Annotated in this window: 23 protein-coding genes; 9 read left to right on the top strand and 14 right to left on the bottom strand. The window is 40.5% G+C overall.

Translation table 11 applies throughout. The annotated features are described in order from the left end of the window. Positions 1-8 precede the first annotated feature (8 nt). The 4 genes from ACP14Y_RS02965 to ACP14Y_RS02950 all read right to left on the bottom strand — a co-directional run bounded on the left by ACP14Y_RS02965 (position 9) and on the right by ACP14Y_RS02950 (position 1,633). The gene (locus tag ACP14Y_RS02965; RefSeq protein ID WP_424961485.1) at positions 9-491 is read right to left on the bottom strand and encodes a hypothetical protein; all 483 of its coding nucleotides are present in this window, start codon (positions 489-491) and stop codon (positions 9-11) included. Positions 492-645: 154 nt separating this feature from the next. Continuing rightward, positions 646-903 (bottom strand): type II toxin-antitoxin system death-on-curing family toxin, encoded by a 258-nt coding sequence (locus ACP14Y_RS02960; protein ID WP_424961484.1) that lies wholly within the window; start codon positions 901-903, stop codon positions 646-648. Further along, a complete protein-coding gene (locus ACP14Y_RS02955; RefSeq protein ID WP_424961483.1) occupies positions 900-1,088 on the bottom strand; it encodes a hypothetical protein in 189 nt (62 codons plus the stop codon). Before ACP14Y_RS02955 ends, ACP14Y_RS02960 begins: the two co-directional genes overlap by 4 nt. 62 nt (positions 1,089-1,150) lie before the next feature. Continuing rightward, complete coding sequence (locus ACP14Y_RS02950) at positions 1,151-1,633, bottom strand: deoxycytidylate deaminase (RefSeq protein ID WP_424961482.1); 483 nt, start codon at positions 1,631-1,633, stop codon at positions 1,151-1,153. Between the two features lie 107 nt (positions 1,634-1,740). On the opposite strand from ACP14Y_RS02950, the gene ACP14Y_RS02945 reads away from it, so the two are divergent. Further along, positions 1,741-2,856: an amidohydrolase family protein gene (locus tag ACP14Y_RS02945; protein ID WP_424961481.1), complete on the top strand. Its 1,116-nt coding sequence runs from the start codon at positions 1,741-1,743 to the stop codon at positions 2,854-2,856. 34 nt (positions 2,857-2,890) lie between these two features. Here the strand turns inward: ACP14Y_RS02945 and ACP14Y_RS02940 are convergent, their stop codons facing one another. The 3 genes from ACP14Y_RS02940 to ACP14Y_RS02930 form a co-directional block, all read right to left on the bottom strand. Beyond that, positions 2,891-3,478: a fibrobacter succinogenes major paralogous domain-containing protein gene (locus tag ACP14Y_RS02940; protein ID WP_424961480.1), complete on the bottom strand. Its 588-nt coding sequence runs from the start codon at positions 3,476-3,478 to the stop codon at positions 2,891-2,893. Between the two features lie 93 nt (positions 3,479-3,571). Further along, positions 3,572-4,543 (bottom strand): YitT family protein, encoded by a 972-nt coding sequence (locus ACP14Y_RS02935; protein WP_424961479.1) that lies wholly within the window; start codon positions 4,541-4,543, stop codon positions 3,572-3,574. Continuing rightward, on the bottom strand, positions 4,543-5,358 hold the full coding sequence (locus tag ACP14Y_RS02930; RefSeq protein WP_424961478.1) for a M48 family metallopeptidase: 816 nt from the start codon (positions 5,356-5,358) through the stop codon (positions 4,543-4,545). The genes ACP14Y_RS02935 and ACP14Y_RS02930 overlap by 1 nt, the downstream gene beginning before the upstream one ends. Positions 5,359-5,453: 95 nt before the next feature. On the opposite strand from ACP14Y_RS02930, the gene ACP14Y_RS02925 reads away from it, so the two are divergent. From ACP14Y_RS02925 to ACP14Y_RS02915, 3 genes are all read left to right on the top strand, one after another. Then, entirely contained in the window at positions 5,454-6,125 is a 672-nt protein-coding gene (locus ACP14Y_RS02925) for a hypothetical protein (protein ID WP_424961477.1), read from the top strand. A 19-nt stretch (positions 6,126-6,144) separates the two neighbouring features. Beyond that, the gene (locus tag ACP14Y_RS02920; protein WP_424961476.1) at positions 6,145-6,621 is read left to right on the top strand and encodes a hypothetical protein; all 477 of its coding nucleotides are present in this window, start codon (positions 6,145-6,147) and stop codon (positions 6,619-6,621) included. 125 nt (positions 6,622-6,746) lie between these two features. Further along, positions 6,747-7,514 (top strand): rhomboid family intramembrane serine protease, encoded by a 768-nt coding sequence (locus tag ACP14Y_RS02915; protein WP_424961475.1) that lies wholly within the window; start codon positions 6,747-6,749, stop codon positions 7,512-7,514. Here ACP14Y_RS02915 and ACP14Y_RS02910 read toward each other — a convergent pair. From ACP14Y_RS02910 to ACP14Y_RS02890, 5 genes are read right to left on the bottom strand one after another with little or no spacing between them, the layout of a single operon-like run. Beyond that, positions 7,511-9,055, bottom strand: coding sequence for a capsule assembly Wzi family protein (locus ACP14Y_RS02910; protein ID WP_424961474.1), 1,545 nt, complete (start codon positions 9,053-9,055; stop codon positions 7,511-7,513). The two genes, ACP14Y_RS02915 and ACP14Y_RS02910, sit on opposite strands and share 4 nt — an antisense overlap. Before the next feature lies 1 nt (position 9,056). After that, positions 9,057-10,016 carry a glycosyltransferase family 2 protein gene (locus ACP14Y_RS02905; protein WP_424961473.1) on the bottom strand — a complete coding sequence of 320 codons (960 nt, stop codon included), beginning with the start codon at positions 10,014-10,016 and terminating at the stop codon, positions 9,057-9,059. Further along, positions 10,003-11,643, bottom strand: coding sequence for a cyclic peptide export ABC transporter (locus ACP14Y_RS02900; RefSeq protein WP_424961472.1), 1,641 nt, complete (start codon positions 11,641-11,643; stop codon positions 10,003-10,005). The genes ACP14Y_RS02905 and ACP14Y_RS02900 overlap by 14 nt, the downstream gene beginning before the upstream one ends. Beyond that, on the bottom strand, positions 11,640-12,341 hold the full coding sequence (locus ACP14Y_RS02895) for a hypothetical protein (RefSeq protein WP_424961471.1): 702 nt from the start codon (positions 12,339-12,341) through the stop codon (positions 11,640-11,642). The genes ACP14Y_RS02900 and ACP14Y_RS02895 overlap by 4 nt, the downstream gene beginning before the upstream one ends. A 2-nt stretch (positions 12,342-12,343) precedes the next feature. Then, the gene (locus tag ACP14Y_RS02890; RefSeq protein WP_424961470.1) at positions 12,344-13,348 is read right to left on the bottom strand and encodes a glycosyl transferase family 90; all 1,005 of its coding nucleotides are present in this window, start codon (positions 13,346-13,348) and stop codon (positions 12,344-12,346) included. Positions 13,349-13,486: 138 nt separating this feature from the next. On the opposite strand from ACP14Y_RS02890, the gene ACP14Y_RS02885 reads away from it, so the two are divergent. Then, complete coding sequence (locus ACP14Y_RS02885) at positions 13,487-14,356, top strand: hypothetical protein (RefSeq protein WP_424961469.1); 870 nt, start codon at positions 13,487-13,489, stop codon at positions 14,354-14,356. Between the two features lie 27 nt (positions 14,357-14,383). On the opposite strand, the gene ACP14Y_RS02880 is transcribed toward ACP14Y_RS02885, so the two are convergent. Continuing rightward, on the bottom strand, positions 14,384-14,689 hold the full coding sequence (locus tag ACP14Y_RS02880) for a type II toxin-antitoxin system RelE/ParE family toxin (RefSeq protein WP_424961468.1): 306 nt from the start codon (positions 14,687-14,689) through the stop codon (positions 14,384-14,386). Next, entirely contained in the window at positions 14,686-14,916 is a 231-nt protein-coding gene (locus ACP14Y_RS02875; RefSeq protein WP_424961467.1) for a hypothetical protein, read from the bottom strand. Before ACP14Y_RS02875 ends, ACP14Y_RS02880 begins: the two co-directional genes overlap by 4 nt. A gap of 276 nt (positions 14,917-15,192) precedes the next feature. Between ACP14Y_RS02875 and ACP14Y_RS02870 the strand changes: the two genes are divergently transcribed. The 4 genes from ACP14Y_RS02870 to ACP14Y_RS02855 all read left to right on the top strand — a co-directional run bounded on the left by ACP14Y_RS02870 (position 15,193) and on the right by ACP14Y_RS02855 (position 19,517). Continuing rightward, a complete protein-coding gene (locus ACP14Y_RS02870) occupies positions 15,193-16,236 on the top strand; it encodes an NAD-dependent epimerase/dehydratase family protein (RefSeq protein WP_424961466.1) in 1,044 nt (347 codons plus the stop codon). Further along, positions 16,221-17,411, top strand: coding sequence for a glycosyltransferase (locus ACP14Y_RS02865; RefSeq protein WP_424961465.1), 1,191 nt, complete (start codon positions 16,221-16,223; stop codon positions 17,409-17,411). Before ACP14Y_RS02870 ends, ACP14Y_RS02865 begins: the two co-directional genes overlap by 16 nt. 156 nt (positions 17,412-17,567) lie before the next feature. Then, positions 17,568-18,794, top strand: coding sequence for a glycosyltransferase family 4 protein (locus tag ACP14Y_RS02860; protein ID WP_424961464.1), 1,227 nt, complete (start codon positions 17,568-17,570; stop codon positions 18,792-18,794). A gap of 63 nt (positions 18,795-18,857) precedes the next feature. Further along, positions 18,858-19,517 carry a DUF6090 family protein gene (locus tag ACP14Y_RS02855; RefSeq protein ID WP_424961463.1) on the top strand — a complete coding sequence of 220 codons (660 nt, stop codon included), beginning with the start codon at positions 18,858-18,860 and terminating at the stop codon, positions 19,515-19,517. The last annotated feature ends 17 nt before the right edge of the window (positions 19,518-19,534 follow it).

Genomic DNA, 19,534 nt, shown 5'->3' with positions numbered 1-19,534 from the left:
TAGCCTACTTAATCACTTTCCAATTGAATTCGCTCAGAATTGGATAGGTGTAAGTGTTCAGCAACTCTAGATGATGTTGGAAATAGCAACACCAAATAAAAGATGATTAGAAGAAAAGTGATAAAGTTCACTGATGTATTAGTGAGCAAACAAGTAATAACTGAGAGTAAGGCAACAGCTTCAAGCAGAGCAATTCGAATAATGTGAGCTGATTGAAAAGTCATCAATTTGTTTTTCAGTTCTACGCCTGGTGCTATTCCGTCCTGAATCTTATTGTTAAAAAGTTTAATAGATGCAGGAAGAGCAATCAAAGCTGATATTATTGGTACATAAATCAAAAGGTTCTCTGAATCTGTTAATGTGGAACTAGCATTAATTAAAACAAAGACCAGGCCTCCGAATATAAGCGCACCCATTAGTATTGCGAAGTGAATCACTCTAATGGCATTAATTGGTTCTGAAGTCTTAGGAGTTTGTGATTCTTTTTGCATTGTATTTATTGATCAACTATTCAAATATACCTTAAAGCGGGTTTTGTTACCCTCTATGCCGTTCAAGCCAATCCTTTATCTGATCGTAGTTCAGTTGACCTGTTGAAATTGATAGTATGAATTCTGTTCTTCAGTAGCCTTGATGTCCTGTTGTTCATTCATCAGAAATAGTCGAGCAAGGGACATAGCCAGTTCGTTTGTTTCCATATACAAATGGATGATTCTTGACAATACTTTCAAGAATCGCTGCTGCCTTATCGATCGGTTCAGGATAGAGTTCATTACCATCAAATGTTTGGAAAGGTCTGTTTATTGCAGCGTTTAAAAGTTCTGAGTCTCTTACTCCGTTTGACCCTCCAAAACGTTCAATAAGGATGGAATGAATTTCGAAGACCTCTCTTTCGGAAATCATTGAGCCAGACGTTCGAGAAGCTTTTTATCCTCAGTCAGGATTCTTCTTAAATTCTGAGAAAGTGAAATAGATTTCTCTGATTTTGATTCAACGGCCTTTAAATATTCAAAAACCTCATTCAACACCTTTTCAGGAGTGTTTTCCAAAAGTTCGTTGATAGCCGATTTCACTTCTTCTCTGCTCATGTAGTAAAAATACGAAATTAGGTATTAATGAGTTTGGCTTCACTTTTCGTAAAGGTTTGACCTTACACCAGCTCACTCACATTATCCAGGTGACCTTCATATTTCTCAACAGCCACTCCAAATTTCTTTAGGAAATCAACTCCTTCATCGTTAGGGATGCCTTTATGCTCAGCATAGGATTTTAAGTAGATCACCTTTTCTACCCCCATGGTGAAGATGATGCGGGCGCAAGCCAGACATGGAGAGAGGGTGACATAAAGCGTGGCACCCTTTACTTCCGTTTTATTTTTCACCGCATAGAGCAATGCATTTTGCTCTGCATGGATCGCCAGAGAGCAGCCACCTTTCGAGTCTCTGTCACATCCTTTCTCAGGCCATTCTTCATCACAGTTGTGCGTGCCGGATGGTGGTCCATTGTATCCAATGGAAATGATTCGTGTGTCTTTGGTGAGTACGGCACCTACGTGTCGTTTGATGCAATGTGATCGCTTGGCCAGGTTTACTGCCAGCTCCATAAAAATATCGTCAAATTCCGGTCGCTCCATAGGGGGTAAAATTAACCAGCTAAAATGGAAATAAAACCAATTGAATGATTCACTCGTTTCGATGCGGGTGGACATTTTGTATTATTGCCATTACTAAACCAAAACGCATGAAAAAAATCGCAGCAGTTCTTTTATTTGTTTCTTCTATCACTCTTGCTCAGGATGGACAGCAGACGATGAGCTTTGAGGAGTACAACCCAACGTCTACATTGGTGGTACCTGAAAATCCTGTTAAGCGAGCAAAGTTTCCTTTCGTGGACATTCACAGTCATCAATGGAACCTGACGAAAGAACGAATCGCTTCACTAACGGAGGAGATGAAGGAATTGAATATGGGAGCCATGGTTAATCTGAGTGGAAGAGGATTCAATAGAGAGGCTGGAGATATTGGCAGCCAGGAATACCTGGCAGGAATGGTGAGGAGAGTAGAAGGGGAAGCGCCCAATAAGATCATCGTTTTTACTAACGTATCATTTAAAGACATTGGAACAGAAGGCTGGACGGAAAATGCGGTAAAGGAGCTGGAAGAGGATGTGGCCGCTGGTGCAAGGGGATTAAAAATTTACAAAAGTCTTGGGCTTAGGAATACGGATATTAATGGAAATAGAGTGGCTATAGATGATCCGCGGATTGATCCTATCTGGGCTAAGTGTGGTGAGCTGGGCATTCCTGTTTTAATTCATGCAGCAGATCCTGCACCATTTTGGGATCCCATGGATGCAGACAATGAGCGGTGGCTGGAGTTGAAATTGCGACCAGGCAGGAAAAGGGGAGCGGATGATCCTGCTCCGTTTGAGCAGATCATAGCCGAACAGCACAACGTTTTTAGAAAGCACCCAAACACCACCTTTGTGAATGCACACATGGGCTGGATGGCGAATGACCTGGACAAAGCAGGTGAACATCTGGATACCTACCCTAATGTTTATTTTGGGATTGGTGCAGTGATTGCGGAATTTGGCCGTCAGCCAAGACGAGCGAACGAGTTTTTCGAGAAATACCAGGATCGATTGCTATTCGGAAAGGATGCTTACAATCCTGAGGAATTCTGGACGTATTTCAGAGTACTGGAAACAGAGGATGAGTATTTTCCATATTACAAAAAGTATCACGCTTTTTGGAGAATGTATGGTTTAGGTCTTTCGGATGAAGTCTTGAAGAAAGTCTACTACAAAAACGCATGTAAGATCATACCTGGGTTGGAGGAAAGTCAGTTCGAGTGATTTTTATGAAAGATGTGCTTTAGTTTTATCTGTCTTATTGATCATCCTTAACACATCTAACAGAAAAGGCATACTCCGGATGTTGGGAAGCCTTTCTTATGGAATCTGTATCATCTTCTAAGATAAATGTCCAGATGAAGTGCTCGTCTTCCTTACTAGATGACCAAAAAATTGCGGATTTATTGAAATTATTTGGATGCTCGATATTACCGTAACCTGCTGGTCTCACAGAAAACTCACTCTCGTTTGAGTTTGCGCCACTTGTCCAGAACCGTTTGTCTTTAAAAAGTCGCGCGTCATTCTGATTCCTTAGATTGAATAAGTTTTCCCAGTCTTGGATAGAGGGTAGCCTCCATCCTTCAGGACATACTTTGCATGCTGTTTCAAAATCATAAAGAAGTCCATACTCTTGTGTGGTAGTAGAGTCCCTATTGGGGTAATAGAAAGTAATGTCATTACCTTTTTTATCCTTCGTAGCTCTCAGGTTTTCAAGCATCCAGACTGCTTCTCCATATCTTTTTGTTCGATATTGGTTACCATCAACATCCTGCAATGGGGCATGACCTGTACCACAACTAGCTAATGCCAAGTAGAAGAAAGGTATTAATGGGTTTATTTTCATAGCTACATGATTACATTCTGAATGGAAAAGAGCAGTGAAATTGTTATGGTTTTCAATTCTTCAAATGATTGAACAATCAGTTTGACCCGAACCCTAATGCTCCTTAAACTGTCGTTTTTTAATCATACCGCCCTTTAGATCTTTCACAGAATTCATCACAATAAAAGCCTGGGGATCGATGGATTTTACTTCGTTTTGCATGCGACCAATTTCAAGTCTGGTTATCACCGAGTAGAGGATTTCTGATTCAGCAAGATCTTCACGTTTACCATATCCGGACCGTCCCTGATATATGGTAACGCCTCGCCCCATCTTTTCAGTAATCATCACCCTTATCGATTCACTGCGCTTGGAGATTATGATGACACCAATGTATTCTTCTACCCCTTCAATGACAAAATCGATGGTCTTGGAAGCTGACAGGTATGTCAGGATGGAGTATAGTGCGATTTCAATGGAAAGCAGGTATGCTGCGGTAGAAAAAATGATAATATTAAAAAGTAAGATCAGGTCACCAATGGTCAAACCGGTCTTCCTGCCCAGATAGATTGCCAACACCTCCGTTCCGTCTAACACTCCTCCACCTCTTACGGATAGTCCGATACCTGCTCCTAAAAAGAAACCACCAAATACAGAAACAAGCAGTTTGTCAGAGGTGATAATTGGGTAATGGATGAAATTCAGAGCCAGAGCCAATCCAATGATGGCGATGATACTTTTGAAAACGAACGATCTCCCAATTTGAAAATATCCCAGCACGATGAAAGGGATGTTGATAATAACTATCAGAATCGGTAGTGGATAACCAGTGATTACGCGAGTAAGTAAAGAGATTCCTGTTACTCCACCATCGATAAAATCATTAGGTAAGAGAAATCCATGCAACCCAAAGCCAGCTGATAAGATGCCGAGTGTCAGGAAAATGAGTTCTTTGAACCACCTGCTTGCATTATCCTTTACTGCTATGGAATATCGAGCAATTGTATAGTCGCTTATACGCTTAGCTCTTCCACCAATCAGCGATTGCAAGGATTTAAAGAAACGATAAATTCCTGTAGACTTCACTATTGTGATTTTCTATAGTATTCCATCGCCTTCGGCATATTGGCTTTTAAGTCAGCAATTCTCGTATCATGAGAGGGGTGTGTAGATACGAACTCCGGAGGAGCTTCCCCACCGCTGTTTGCAGCCATTCGTTCCCAAAACTTTGGAGCTTCCTCCGGATTATAGCCTGCCATCGCCATAAAATAGAGTCCCAATTTATCTGCTTCGGATTCATGTTTTCTCGAGAAGGCCAGGATTCCGAGTGAGGTAGCAGCACCTGCACCTTGCATGATGATTTCGGTTGGAATAGAAGGCCCGCCACTGCCTCCTGTGAGGATAATGCTCACTGCGGAAAGCCCAAACTGAGCAGCATACTGCTGGCTGATCCTTTCCCGTCCATGGTTGGCTATCGCGTGTGCAATCTCATGTCCCATTACCACAGCTACGCCAAGCTCGTCCTGACAAATAGGCATGATGCCGGTATAAAAAGCAACTTTACCTCCGGGCATACACCAGGCATTGACGGTGCTGTCATTATCAATAAGGTTGAACTCCCATTGGTAGTCGTTGAGGTAGCTTGATTGTCCCTGATCGGCAAAATATTGCTCTACGGCACGTTGGATTCGAGTACCTACACGTTTCACCGTACGTGCGTCTTCGGTTCCGGTGATGATCTTACTTTCCTTTTTCACCTGTTCATATTGCTCATAGCTCATTGGAAAGATCTTATCATTGTTGATGAGCGCCAATTGCGAGCGGTCGCTCAATGGCACGCTGGAGCATTTAACGAAAACAAAGGTTAGTGCTAGTAGTAAAAGTGAGAATATATTCCGCATGATTAAATATTTGCAATGAAGATAAATCATCCTTTGAATACGAAGAGATAGGGAGGATGATTTTTTAATTGTTTTTTGGATAAACAACGAATGCCGTGCCAAAATTCCTAAATGCGTCACTCACTTTAATACTGGTGCTTATCATTTTCTCATCCTGCAATATGCAGAAAAAAACATTCGAACTAGAACTTCCGAAAGTTTATAAAGACATAACAAACATTGAGGCATACGCAAGCTGTCAGGGACCCAATGGTTCTTACAAGACAACTGTCAAAAATCAGGCCGATGGAACGTATGAGTTTCGACAAGATTTTTCCTATCGAGATCATCCATTTCATGGAATAGTAACCGCAAATAACGAAGGGTTCTTAATCGATTCATTAGGAAATCGGGCTGACACACTTTCACGGGAAGTGGTGGAGATATTGAGGAGTCATGCATTTCATAAAATCCATGTTGACCCGGATTATGCTTTTACGAACATTCAAATGGATAGAAGTGAAGGAGGGAGTAGTGTTTTTGAAGCTGTCGATAGACTGGGTAATCCAGTTTCCATTATTTATGACAGTGAAAACAAATGGATTTCAACATTTGAAATGAGAAACCCGATGGATACTGGCGAGCGGATTGAAGTACGGTATACATACAAAGAAGAAACTCCGTTTGGCCCATTAGCCAACAAACTAGTGATTATCCAGGGAGGTAAAGATGTATTTACTTTCAATTTTGATAGCGTCTTTATCAATGATCAAAAAATCACCTTCTAGTCATTAAATCAATACTTTCATGAACAATTTCACACGAGCTACGCTCATTCTGGCATCCTTAATTTTTGTTTCCTGTGATCAGCATGCAGTTGACTTTGATCAGGCGAAGAAAGAAATTCTAGCCATGCATCATGCGCAGAGAGATTTCCACTTCGGCAAAGACTCAATTGCTTTTTTAAACCAGCTATCGGAGGATTTCATTTCTGTCAATCGGGGAGAAATCACGCGACCCAAAAGGGAAGCAACATTGAGTAAATACAATAGTTATTTCTCGTCTGTAGAATTTGTGAAATGGGACGATCTGGCGAATCCAATTTTTCGCTTTTCAGACGATGGTTCCATAGCATACACGATTGTTGACAAGATCGTGGAGGTTACTTATCAGGATGAAAGCGGGGAAAAACAAACCGGACAAACTCATTTTGCATGGACAGCTATTTATAGGAAAACGGAAGAAGGTTGGAAGATCGAGTGTGTGACTTCCACGAATGAATAAGAAGAGTGCCAATTACCTAACCAAAAACTAAATGTTATATTCTTATTAATTCAGGTCCTTGCAGCCAATTAACTTCCATTTTGATATGGGTACTCAATAGTTTTGTCTCAAAGGATTTTAGCTGAATGAATCTTCCGAATGGCGAGAACCAATACCTAAAGAAATGGGTGCCGTACATGTGGCCATGGTCGCACCCAAGTAGTAAGAAATATCAAAATTTCTGGCAGTGGCTGAACTCCCGCAAATTCAGCATTTTCTATCTCATTTCAATCTGGCTGGTGCTGGTATTTCTTGGGTTTGCGGAACGGAGAGATTGTGATACTGGCCCTTGGCAAATTGTACTTCAGTGCAATTGGTCCATGTGGATGGCGGAGTATAAAACAAATTTCTGGCACTTCATGGCTACTAGTTTTACAACACCGTGGCTCCACAATGATTTTGTTCATATTCTCTTCGTCACCATCTTCGGTTTTATGTTTCCAGTACAGTCTTTTGAAGCGCAGCACGGAACTAGGCTCACCTTTTTTATTTATTTCTTTTCTTACATTCTGATAGCCATTTTTAATGGCGCTTTATTCAATACGCTCATTGAATACTGGCCGAAGGAGACCCTTTTTTCACATGCGTTTAGCAGAGCATGGATGGGAGGATCGGTAGGCATCTTCGCATTGATGGGGGGACTGTCTTTTTATAGTAGCAAAAAGTGGTTCATCTACAGCCTGGTCTTTGTTTTTGAGTTGTTCAATTATTTCATCTTAGGGAATAATATCTACATCTCTTTCATTCACATAACGTCTACATCTTTCGGATGGATTATATGTTTTGTTCGCGAGAAATGCAGGGATTCAGGTTGGGGCCTTCGTGGCAATCGACAACTGAGAGGTGCCAACTAGTTTTTGAAAAACCGAGTGAAGGTTATACCTAAATAAATATTGGTTTTGTCGTTCTCTTTGATGAAGTGCTGGTTTTGTCTGAAACTGAAGGCCAGATCAAACCCGATGAGATAAGCTCCTACGAGCTTCGAATATTTGGACTCAAGTGTCCATTCGTGATCATGATTATATTCATCCCGCACATTGTCGAAGAAGTAATCATCATCAAAACGAATCCGCTGAGCTCTGAGCAATAATCTTCCCACAGAAAAGAAGTAGTGAGCTTCCAGTATATCTGTAACAGACCCTGATCCAATGCCGCCACCCAGGAGCTGCCCATTCAGCGTATAACCTTGCTTTACAATGCCATGTGAATACCACGAATTGTATGGCCGATAAATGGCATTTTTTGGCTGATCCAAAGACGTGTGTTCATATGTCAATTTTAAAACATTATTATTTTTCACATTGACGTATTTGTTGAAGCCAATCACATATGCTCGTCCATGCTCAGGAGCGGTTCCCCACAGCTTCCCTCCAAAATCATTTTTTGCATATTCTGCGTATGCCTCAAACCCTACTTCCTCAAATAGCCATCGCATGGTGACAGATCCCAATTGATCAAATTCATCATTGACAGATGGGTTTCCATCCGTATCATCGAATTTATTAATGAAAACGAGAAGATCAATTGGTGAGAAATCACTGGATTTTTCATAAAAGGCTCTATTGAAGCCAAGCGTAAGTTCTGGTAGAAAACCAGGACTATAACCAATGGAAAAGCCCGACCAATAACGATAATCCCATTCATCGTTTTCGCTGAAGTATGCTGATTTGGATAGAATACCATAGTAGATTTTTCCTTCTATAAGCCCTATTTTGGTTTTAATTGGAGTGTATGTTCCAATATCTAAATGTGGAATCCCAGCTGCGTTATTGCTCAAGATAATTGGATTGTATTGTGCGGGACCGAAGGTTACATTTTGAGTTGAAACACCTAGTGTAAACGAGCGGTACACCATTCGAATTTCAGATTGACCCGGATCAAGTTTTACAAAGGAGTCTGCTCCATATTGCTGAACAAAGTCAATACTTTGATTCCGAAATTGATAGTTAAGAGGATTGTTGTGGCCCTGCTGCGGGGCTAGTTCAAGATCAGCATTTTGAGAATAATAGATAATGGGAGCGAAAGTATATTCGAGCATTCCAAGCTTTCCCTGAACTCCTCCCTGAAGTGAAGAGGTGAGCCCTTTGCCTTTCCATACAGCTCCGTCATTATATCCTCTGGCATACTTAGTGTTGTAATGATTAGCCAATCGGAGAGGAAGTATAGCTATTTTCTTTTTGTTATCAGATTTGTTAAAATCCCATGGATTCCATTTTAGGGAATCAGTTTTGTATGGAGAGATGATCGAAGGGAAAAGGTTGAGACGTTTTCCAAGGGATTGATTTTTTATTTCCAGTACACGGTAATAATCCAGAAGAGCACTCTCTGGATATAGTACCTGGCTTGAAAGTGAGAGTGATGCAGCAAGCAAGACGATAGAGGTAATGACCTTCATGTTAGATCACTTTAAGGAGAGACTTAGCCTCTAATCTCCATTTATAATTTTTGAGTGTTTGTTCAGCCTCTTCAATTGATTCGGTTCTTATTTTGTCAGGGTTCTCTAAAAAATTGAGGGACTTATGTAAATGACTGGAAAGCACTTTCATTTTTTCGTGTTCTGTGAATAGATCATCCTGAGCAAAACGACTTACATCGTGAATCAGGCTTTTGAGAACTCTTTTTTCAAAAAATGGTCGATCTCTATCCCAAACCTGTTGCTCTTCCATAAACTCTTTGATGATGTTGAAAACCGTAGAGTGATCTGAAAAAATTCGGTCATAGTTGGCCGTCAAGGCTCCTGGACGTGTTACAATGTAGTGGTAGAGGGGCTCTTTCACTTGTGCCATGGAATCAACATGGTACAGCAGTCTTGGCATAGTAGCGAGATCTTCCAGCGAGTGTTTTTCCGGGAAGTAAATATCGTTTTTAGTGAACAGCTCTTTACGAAATAGCTTGTTCCAAAACAGTACGTTGGTAGCGTTTAGAATGTCCCTTCTCTTTCTAAATTTTTTTAGTTTTCGGACATTACTCAAGCCACCTCTATGCTCCATAAAATAGCACTGGCTGATATCGGCATCTTTTGATTGGATGGCTTGAAAAAGTTTTTCAAACATGTCGAGTTCTACCCAATCATCGCTATCCACAAATCCAACATAGTCCGCCTCAGCAGCTTTAATTCCTGTGTTTCTGGCTCCTCCCAGTCCACGATTTTCCGGATGTTTGATGTATTTAACACGATCATCTTTCCGAGAGAAAAAATTACATATGGTATCATCTTCCGGGTCAGGCGAGGCATCATTGACAAGAATGATTTCAATGTCTTCAATCGATTGATTGGAAAGGGTGTTTATACACTTCGGTAAGTACTCAGAAACGTTATAAACAGGAACAATTATCGAGAGTTTAGGCGAGCTCATGTTGAACAATTTTTGATTCTGAAACAGTCATCCCTTCCTCCAGTTCGATGATTTCATCTGCTACATTGAAGTATTTTTCATCGTGAGAGATGACAATCACTGTCTTCCCTCTTTCTTTTAGGAACGGCAGTATTTCATGGTAGAATATGCCTTTGAAATAGGGGTCTTGATTAGCCGCCCATTCATCAAAAACATAGATTTCTTTGTTGTCCAGCATATTGGCTATCAGGGCTAGCCTGGAACGTTGACCGTAGGAAAGTTTGGTTGAGCTGAACTTCTGATTATCAACTTCCACCTTATCATCCATCTCCAGCATACTTATGTAGTTCTCAGCATGATCTTCTAGAAAGCTGGCATCTATATGTGAAAGGTGTTCGAAGACGTGTGAATCCGCATAGTAAGCAGAGAACAGGTCTCTATAACTAAGTAAGTTGGTCTGGTCCACCAGCTGACCTTTATAATAGATGCGGCCTTGAGTAGGTTGATATAGTCCGGTTAGAATCTTTGAGAAGGTGGTTTTGCCACTACCATTTCCTCCAACGATGAACGTGATCATATTCTTTGTAAATGAGACTTTTAAGGGACCGAAAGAGATAGGATTTTCGTGCTGTGAGGTTTTGTATTGGAACTCAATATCATCAAAGAACAGGTATGGTTCGTTTTGTTCGCTTTCAAGGCTTAACTCCTTGGATGATTCTATTTTCTGTTTGTCAACGTCAATGCCAAGCTGGTGGATTTGCTCCAATGAAACCAAGGCGCTACTTCTTAATCGAAAAAAGCTGGCGATCTTCACTGTGAATGGAATCAGGAAAAGAATAGTTGGTAGGATCACCTTAAACTGATTGAAATCGATTGGAAGAATAGTAACACCCATAAACATGAGCAGTCCGGAAAAAATAAAAACCAATAGATCCGATAGCCGGTCTGTGCTTTCGAGCAACACTTTTCGTTTCACTTCAGAGTGATTCCAATTGTGCAAGTTTTCAGATATCACTCCTGATATATATTCATTGCGCCTTCGCTGATTCAATGAAAGCTCTTTCAAACCGGAAACCAAACTGGCCAAATCCCTGAATAGAAAGTTGTTGAATTTGGTTGATCGTCGTGTCAGTCGTCTCACCAATGGAAGTGTAGAAGCAACCATAATGATCTGAAGCAGAAAAGCAACCATAAAGAAAGAGGTAAGCTGCCAGTCTGTTTTGAAAATGAGGAATAGCGTGACCGCTACAGTAGTAGTGGATACCAGAAATTGTGGAAAGCGATTAATGAATTCGGATAGCATAGTGATATCCCGAGTAAGCACTGGAACGATTCGCTCAGAGTTTGACTCCACATACTCATAGTTTGCTTTCAGTACTTTTTCCGACAGACTCTGAGTCAGATTTCTAATCACAATGGCTGTAATTCGGGCAATGAAATAACCGGATGCAATACCAAGAGCAGTCGCAAGCAGACTAAATCCAATGATTTGAAAAATGAAACTTCCATTGATGTTATCCACTGAATCCAATCCACTTTTGATCATAGAGATTACCTGGGAAGTACAGATGCCTGACAATATCCCGGTAGTAGCTCCAACCGTGAATAGCCCCAGACGATTTTTGATAAGTGGGTAAAGCTTTTTCATTGATTTATGAGTTCACCTTCACCCTGAAAAATCTTGTCGTATTCTTTCTTAATCTCCGTGGCGATCTGCTCCTTCGTCATGGCAGATAGGTGTTTGCAAAATTCTGTATTGCGTCTACTTACCACTTTGGAGGGCAGGTACCCAATCAATTGATCCATCTTAGGATCGGTCATTAGCCCCCTTAAAAGAACATTTTGTGTTCGAGGGTGCACTTCGGCCAGGTGTCTTAGTTTTCCTTGCCCAAGCTCTAGCCACGTATCTATGAATCGGTGTACTTCTTCACAGTTTTTCATGATGTTGAATCCTGCGTTGGGAAGAGTCCAGCGTTTGAGTTCTAAGCTCAATTTGAAATTATGTGAGAAGTAAAGGCCCATGCGTTCAGATCCATCTTTTTGAAAAAGAATCCGTTTGTCGCCAGTCATATACTTTTCAATTAGCGTTTCCAATTTTAAGTCCAGCTGGTCCTTGAAAATGAGGGTATCAGCATCTACCATCATCACGTATTCAGCGTCCGTTTCATTAAAATGGTCCTGAATCATCTTGATGCGACTCCAGGTAAATGCCATGTCTGGAATCAATTTCTCACCGTAATGACAAAATCGATAGCCATGCATATCGCAGTACTTTTCCCAGATAGGGATCGAGTATTTTGTGTACTCTTCAATGTGCTCGGTAGAAAGCATTAAAATATCTATCATGGCTAATTGTTGTTATAGGTTAGTCGTTTCGCGTATTCATCCAATACCATTTTTTGTACACGCAGATCATTGTCCAGATCAAGGAATTGGGACATGTATTTTTTACCATTAAGAGCGATCTTTTTGCAGGCTGCATCATTATTTCTTGCCCAGTGCAACAACTCATTCAGGTTGGATAAATCATTGTTTAGCTCCAAGTAATGCATATTTGGCTCCAACCGGTCTTCCATGATCCACGACTGCCAGTAAGGCTTTGTCATTATGGGGACAGAATTGGATGAGAGTACCCAGCGGAGGTTGCTTGCTACATCATTCCCTTCCAGACTAATGATGAATTTGTATTGAAGCTGTTCTTTGATGGATACTTTGTCTTTTTTCAAGTGATCTAAATGAGGCTTCTGTTTAGTACTAGCAAAACCCACATCGTATTCCTTGAAATACTTTTCAACGAACTGCACACGCTGATCCTGACCAGTAGTAGCTCCTCGCCAGATAACATTGTTTTTCTTTTGCTCCCACGGGAGGTCATTATGGGCTGAAACCTCACATGGTGATGTCAATCGAAGGGATCTAAAATTGAAAATCACACTGGTAGGATCATCCGCTCTCCTTGATTTTCTGATACAGGGAATTTCATTAGTATCACCTGCTTCTCCGTAAAAAAGTGGGTATTTCACTGAAGCGTATTCTTTCCCAATTCGATCGAATGGCAGAAAGAAATTCATCAGTGAGTGCAGGTCTTTGTACGACTTGTAAAATGGTAAAACCCGGATGTTTCGTATCCTGGGTAGGTGAACAATGTGCTTGCAGTACCAGTGAGTGAAGGTCCTTTGAAAATCATCATAAGACACCAGTTTCATTTCCTTCTGGTTCCAACTGGTACTGCTCTTTACTTCCTCATATCGCTTCAGGTTGATATCAAATGAAGCTTGACTGTTTAGGTAAAAGTCCACTCGTTCTTCTGGCGAAATCCAAAACTCTTTGTCACTATGACTATCCCCTCTCATAGCTAGCAAAACTATGCTGACAGTACTCTGAGAAGATTAACACCATGTTATGAGTTTGTTTAATTATGGAAATGCAGAGATTTTCTTCTTTATCAGCGTATAGTTTTGGTTTTTGAAGTAAATAGATCTAGTAAGAAGATGAGCAGATATTTGAAGGAGATTTCCAGACTGTTTCAAATTCGATATTCTAAACCAGAAAAGTGGATCCGGCGAATGGAGGGGAAGGATCAGTCTAGCGCCGTGGTGTCTATGTCCGTGTTGCCATCTCGTTTCAAGGGATTGCTCCCTACCATTAATTCACTGACTGATCAATCTGTTCTTCCTGAAAAAATCATGATCAATCTCCCTCGTTATTTTAAAAGGGATAAAACTGAATATGAAATTCCAAATTATATCACCGAACATCCTTTGATTGAAATCAATTGGATTGAAAATGATTTAGGCCCGGCGACCAAGCTGTTGCCTACGATAGATTTCTATGAGCATAACCCCGATCGATTAATCATTGTAGTAGATGATGATCAGATTTATTCCCACCAGATGGTAGAGAACTATGTCAAGCATGAAAATCAACTCCCGGATGCAGCGATGACACTTTCAGGATGGACTGTACCGGAAACGCTGGATCATGCTTATAAAGTGCAACGATATGGTGGAATTGTTCGGTTTTATAGGAGGGACAACTCAGTAGAGAAACCTGTTCGTGTTGATTGCCTGCAAGGAGCAGCCAGTTTTGCCGTAAAGCCAAAATTCTTCGATCGAACCATATTCGATTTTGACAGTGCGCCGAAAGAAGCCTTCTTCGTTGATGATATATGGGTAAGTGGAAATTTAGCCAGAAACAAAATACCTGTGTACGTTATTCCGGCACCTTTTCGTTTTGGTCGATTTGTTTCCGTTAGGCAGTCTTCACAGTTTGGTTTATCCAATAGTGTAAATGCTGATAACACCAATAACAATACGCTCTATGGGTATTTTAAAAATCAATGGTGGTCAATGAATTCTTGATCTTTTCTTAATGGGATAAGGGTATTATTAACCTTTCATTTTTGAGGGACTTTGTCTTGAGTCAAAAAAGTCTGTGATGTAGATAACCTCTCTTTCAACTCTATAAATGATTTTGAAGTGACCTTCTATGATTCTTCGGTGCTCTTGTTTGAGATGCTTCAGGTAATCTTCTCTTTGGCCTTTGTACGGATTCAAGCCTAAACTATCAGCACGATCAAGTAGAGTATCTTTTAGACTTGATGCTCTTTCAGGTGAAAGTTCTCGTTCTTTAATTGCAAAATTTAAGGATTCCTCAAGGCTGTCAATTGACTGGCCTGTATAGATTACCCTCATAAGTCCAATCTTTCCTTTAATTTGACTTCTGCTTCTTCTCTTGTAAAAACTCTTCCAGCGTTAATATCTTCCTCTGCTTTCAAAGCCCTTGCAGTTAGCTTTTCTTTTAGAGTTGGATCTAATTTTTGTTCTTTCTTTAGCAATGATTCTAGCTTGTCTATAAGTTCCTCATTACTAATAGCAAGAACTTCTTCTATGAAATGAAGCTTCTTCGATTGTAAATCCATATCAACAAAATAACGATAAATCTCCTTGTTTAGATCAAAAAGACTTCAAAATTCTATAAATCCTACAGAATAATGCTGATAACACCAATAACAATACGCTCTATGGGTATTTTAAAAATCAATGGTGGTCAATGAATTCTTGATCTTTTCTTAATGAACACTAGTGAGTTATTTCCTCACTTTTACGATTCTGTTATCATGCCCGTCCATTCTTGGAAATACCTCTCAAATGATGTGTATTGCCTATACAAATTGATCTAATTTTTTATAAACTGGATGAAAACTAAGGTATTGGTAACCGGATGTGCGGGATTTATTGGTTTCCACACAGTAAAGTTGTTAGTAAATCAGGGATACCATGTGATTGGTATTGATAATATCAACGACTACTACCCGATGACGCTCAAATTTGAGCGTTTAAAAGAACTTGGTATCCACCCCGACTTCATTCGCTATAATCGAGAAACTGAAAGTGATGAATTTGAAAACTTTCAGTTTGTTCGAATCGACATTACAGATGAGAAATCCATAACCACATTGTTTGCTCAATACCGATTTGAGTATGTGGTTCATCTTGCCGCACAAGCAGGGGTGAGGTATAGCATCGATAATCCCAATGCTTACATTCAGTCGAATGTAGTTGGTTTTAATAACATACTAGAGGCATGCAGGTACTTCCCTGTGAAGCACCTGGTTTATGCCAGCAGCTCCAGTGTATATGGATTGAATATCGATCAGCCCTTTTCTGTTGCGCACAAAACGGACGAGCCGGTAAGCTTATACGCAAGTACCAAAAAAAGCAATGAATTGATGGCGCATACGTACAGCCATCTGTTCAAAATTCCTACAACAGGTTTACGTTTCTTCACGGTTTATGGCCCTTGGGGAAGACCGGACATGGCGCCTATGCTTTTTGCAAAAGCCATTTCCAAAAGAGACCCGATCAAAGTATTTAATAATGGGGAAATGGAGCGGGACTTTACCTATGTTGATGATATTGTAGGAGGGGTGAAGCAGGTGCTCGAAACCACTCCTAAGCCCAATGAGAAGGGAGTAAGGTACCGCATCTACAACATTGGCAATAGCCATCCAGTGCAGCTTATGGACTTCATTAATATACTGGGAGAAGAGCTTGGAATGGAAGTGAAAAAACAGTTTCTGCCATTGCAGGAAGGAGACGTAGTAAGCACTTATGCGGACATATCAGAGCTAAAAGAAGAGATTGGTTATCAACCTAAGGTGTCTGTTAAAGAAGGGGTGAAAGAGTTTGTACAGTGGTACAAAAGCTTCTATCAACTGGAGGCATGCTCAAGCTATTAGATTGTAATAATTTCTGGAGTCCATCCGGTGGAGGCGTGCGTCGGTACCATCTGGAAAAGATGGATTATTTTAAATCCCGATCCGATGTGCATTATGTCTTTGTGATGCACGATAACAGAACTTACACAGAGCAGATTAATGATCACACATATGTGGAGCATATTGAAGTACCCAAAGTCTGGGGCAACTGGGAGTATCGTTATTTGATCCGGAAATGGCCCATGTCTCGAGTGATACTTGAGCATCAGCCAGACATTATTGAAGTAGGATCTCCTTATTTTATGCCTCGGATTATCCACTCAATTGTGAAAAAAAATAAGCTTCAATCCAAAGTTTTTGGTTTTTGGCATGCTGATTTTCCTGTCACATATGTACGTCGATTTTTGAAAAACGCTCCTCTAGGACTAGCAAATAAAGGAGAGCAACTAGCCTGGCAGTATGCACGAAAGCATTACAACCGAATGGAAGGAGTGTTAGTGGCTAGTGAGGTTGTTAAAAACAGGATGGAGGAAAACGGAATGAGAAATCTTCATTTTGCTCCACTTGGGGTGAACAATAAGTTATTTCATCCTGACAAAAGAAATTCTGGCTTGGTAGCCGATCTTAAGTCGGGTAATCCTAATCGCCTCATATTGTTTTTCCCACATCGCTTTTCGAAAGAAAAAGGACTTCATGTATTGCTAAGAGCATATGAAATGCTTTTGGAAATATTAGATACCCCACCGGCACTTGTGCTGGCCGGAACCGGACCTTATGAAAACTTGGTCAAGGAGGCAGTGGCAAAATATAAACATGTCCATTTCAAGGGGTTTATTGAAAACAAGAAGGAAATGGCTGAGTATTATGCCAGTTCCGATCTGGGTTTTGCATTGAGTGGCTGGGAGACCTTTGGGTTGTCATTAGTAGAGGCCCTGAGCTCCGGATTGCCATTAATTGTAGCTGGTGAAGGAGCGGCTAAAGAACATATTGAAAAATCGGGTGCCGGCCTCACTTTGGAAAAGGTTTCACCGGAATGCCTGGTTGATGCAATTATAAAATTCACAAAGCTCGACCCTCTATTGCTAAAACAAAAAGCCAGAGACTATGTATCTGATTTGTCATGGAAAGATTGTTTTGATCGTCAGTTGGATATATATCAAGGCGCAGTTGCGACGAGTAAAACCACTGTCCATTAAGTCAATATTATTTCTTCTGATCTCAATGTTAAAAAAGATCAGTGAAGAAAGGTTGATCATAATATTGGCATCAATGTGGGGTAAAAAAAGACTCATTATTTCATAATCGTATTTGTTTTCGCTGCAATTAGATCAGCATGATCTTTACTACCGATTATGAGTGTGACAAAGAGAAAGATAGCCTTGTTTGCTGATGTCCTTGAGGAGAATTTTGATGGGGTGAGTGTCACATTGCATAAAATTCTCAAAAATGCGCCAAAAGACCGATTTGAGTTTTTGATAATAACTCCGCACCCTCCACTTTTTCCGGAAAAGATTCCCTTTGAAATACATACCTGTAAATTTTTAGATCTGCCCTTCCAAAAAGGTCAATCCGGGTATAGGCTTGGGATACCCGGAAAGGAAGTCAAACAAAAACTGGATGATTTTAATCCTGACCTCATTCATTTTACATCACCCTCACTGCTGGGTCGATTTGCAATAAAATATGGGAGAAAACACAGAATCCCAGTTATAAATATCTACCACACACATTTCCCGGCTTACTTAAAGTACTATATTGGAAAGTTTGGTGATTTCCTATTAGGTAGAATAATCAAGCGATCTGTGATGTGGTATTACCGTAAGGCGGACCTCACACTTGTGCCCACAAAACCTATTCGCAAGGATCTAAAAAAGCTCGGCGTACCAAAGAAGAAAATGAAAATATGGGGGCGTGCGATAGAGACAGGTTCTTTTCACCCGGATTATCGCAATGAATCTTTATTCGATTTGGTGGTTCCGGAAGAGAATAAAAAGGTGCTTTTTGTAAGTCGTCTGATCAAAGAAAAGGATATGCCAGCAATGGTTAAGATCTATAAGAAGCTAAGGAAAATAGACAAGTCTATCACGATGGTGGTCACTGGGGATGGACCTAAAAGAGAATGGCTGGAGGAGCGAATGCGCAAGGCTGTTTTTACGGGGAAGAAAACGGGAGAAGAGCTGGCCCGAATATATGCTTCCAGTGATTTGTTTCTCTTCCCATCATCTTCTGAGACATTTGGAAACGTAGTTATAGAAGCATTAGCATCTGGATTGCCTGTAATCTCTGCAGATGCAGGCGGTCCTTCAGAACTAATCAAAAATAAGAAAAACGGTTTTCTGGTCAAGACTGGAAAGACTAAAGAGTTTGTTAAGCGCATTGTTCAGTTAGTAGGCGATAAACAACTTCATGCCGAAATGAGCGAGGCAGCTCGAAACTCTATCGAGGCAAGATCCATTGAAAGTCTACACGAAAAATTGTGGGATATCTATGAGAAAGCCATCAATGACTACAACACGGCTCCTGTAATAACCTCGCGTCATTCTGTTGTGTCAGGAGTGCCATCTAGACAGAGTATTTAGGGGGTTGTTCCTTTCTCTTCTGGCCACAAGATCAAAATCCCTTGATATCACTATTTTTAGCGTATGAAGAAGATTAATTGGCTCGATCACATTGCCAACCTGTTGGTGGTGATTTTAGGTATCAGCATTGCCTTTTATATGGAAGGCTGGAGAGAGGAGGCGGGTAACCGTATGCAGGAGCAGAAGTATTTGGAAAGTATGGCTACCGATCTACAAACAGATATGGAGGCTTTGGATACGCTCTTGAAAATCAATGAGGAAATATCATCGGCGTTGGTAAATCTTTCAATGGCAAGTGTAGGAAGACCCTATGGGAGTGATTCAGCCTTGATGTTTCAAACATTAAAAATTCAATACAATCCTCCTTTTACTCCACAACGCACGGCTTATGAATCATTGAAGGCATCTGGAAAAATGGACTTGATCAGTGACTTTGAGCTTAGAAATCAGATAGTGGATTTGTATGAACAGTTTTATAGAGGTACTACTGAGTATGATGATGCTCTGGAAGAACATGTTCGTGATTTTGTTAAACCCTACTACATGAAAAATGTAAGATTCACTGGGCCACAATCCATTGATCCTTCCTTCTTAAACGATGACGAATTCCGAAATATCATTTTTGCCTATAGATACCTGTTCATCGCAAAAAATGAGTTCTATAAGAAAGTATTGAGTAAAACAGATAGTGTAAAGAATGAGATAGTGTATCATTTAGATTAGTCATGAGGCCTCAGCCT

The sequence above is a fragment of the Ekhidna sp. genome (assembly GCF_965247405.1).
In the GTDB taxonomy this organism is placed as follows: Bacteria; Bacteroidota; Bacteroidia; order Cytophagales; family Cyclobacteriaceae; genus Ekhidna.
This window is presented reverse-complemented; position numbering and strand designations above follow the sequence as displayed.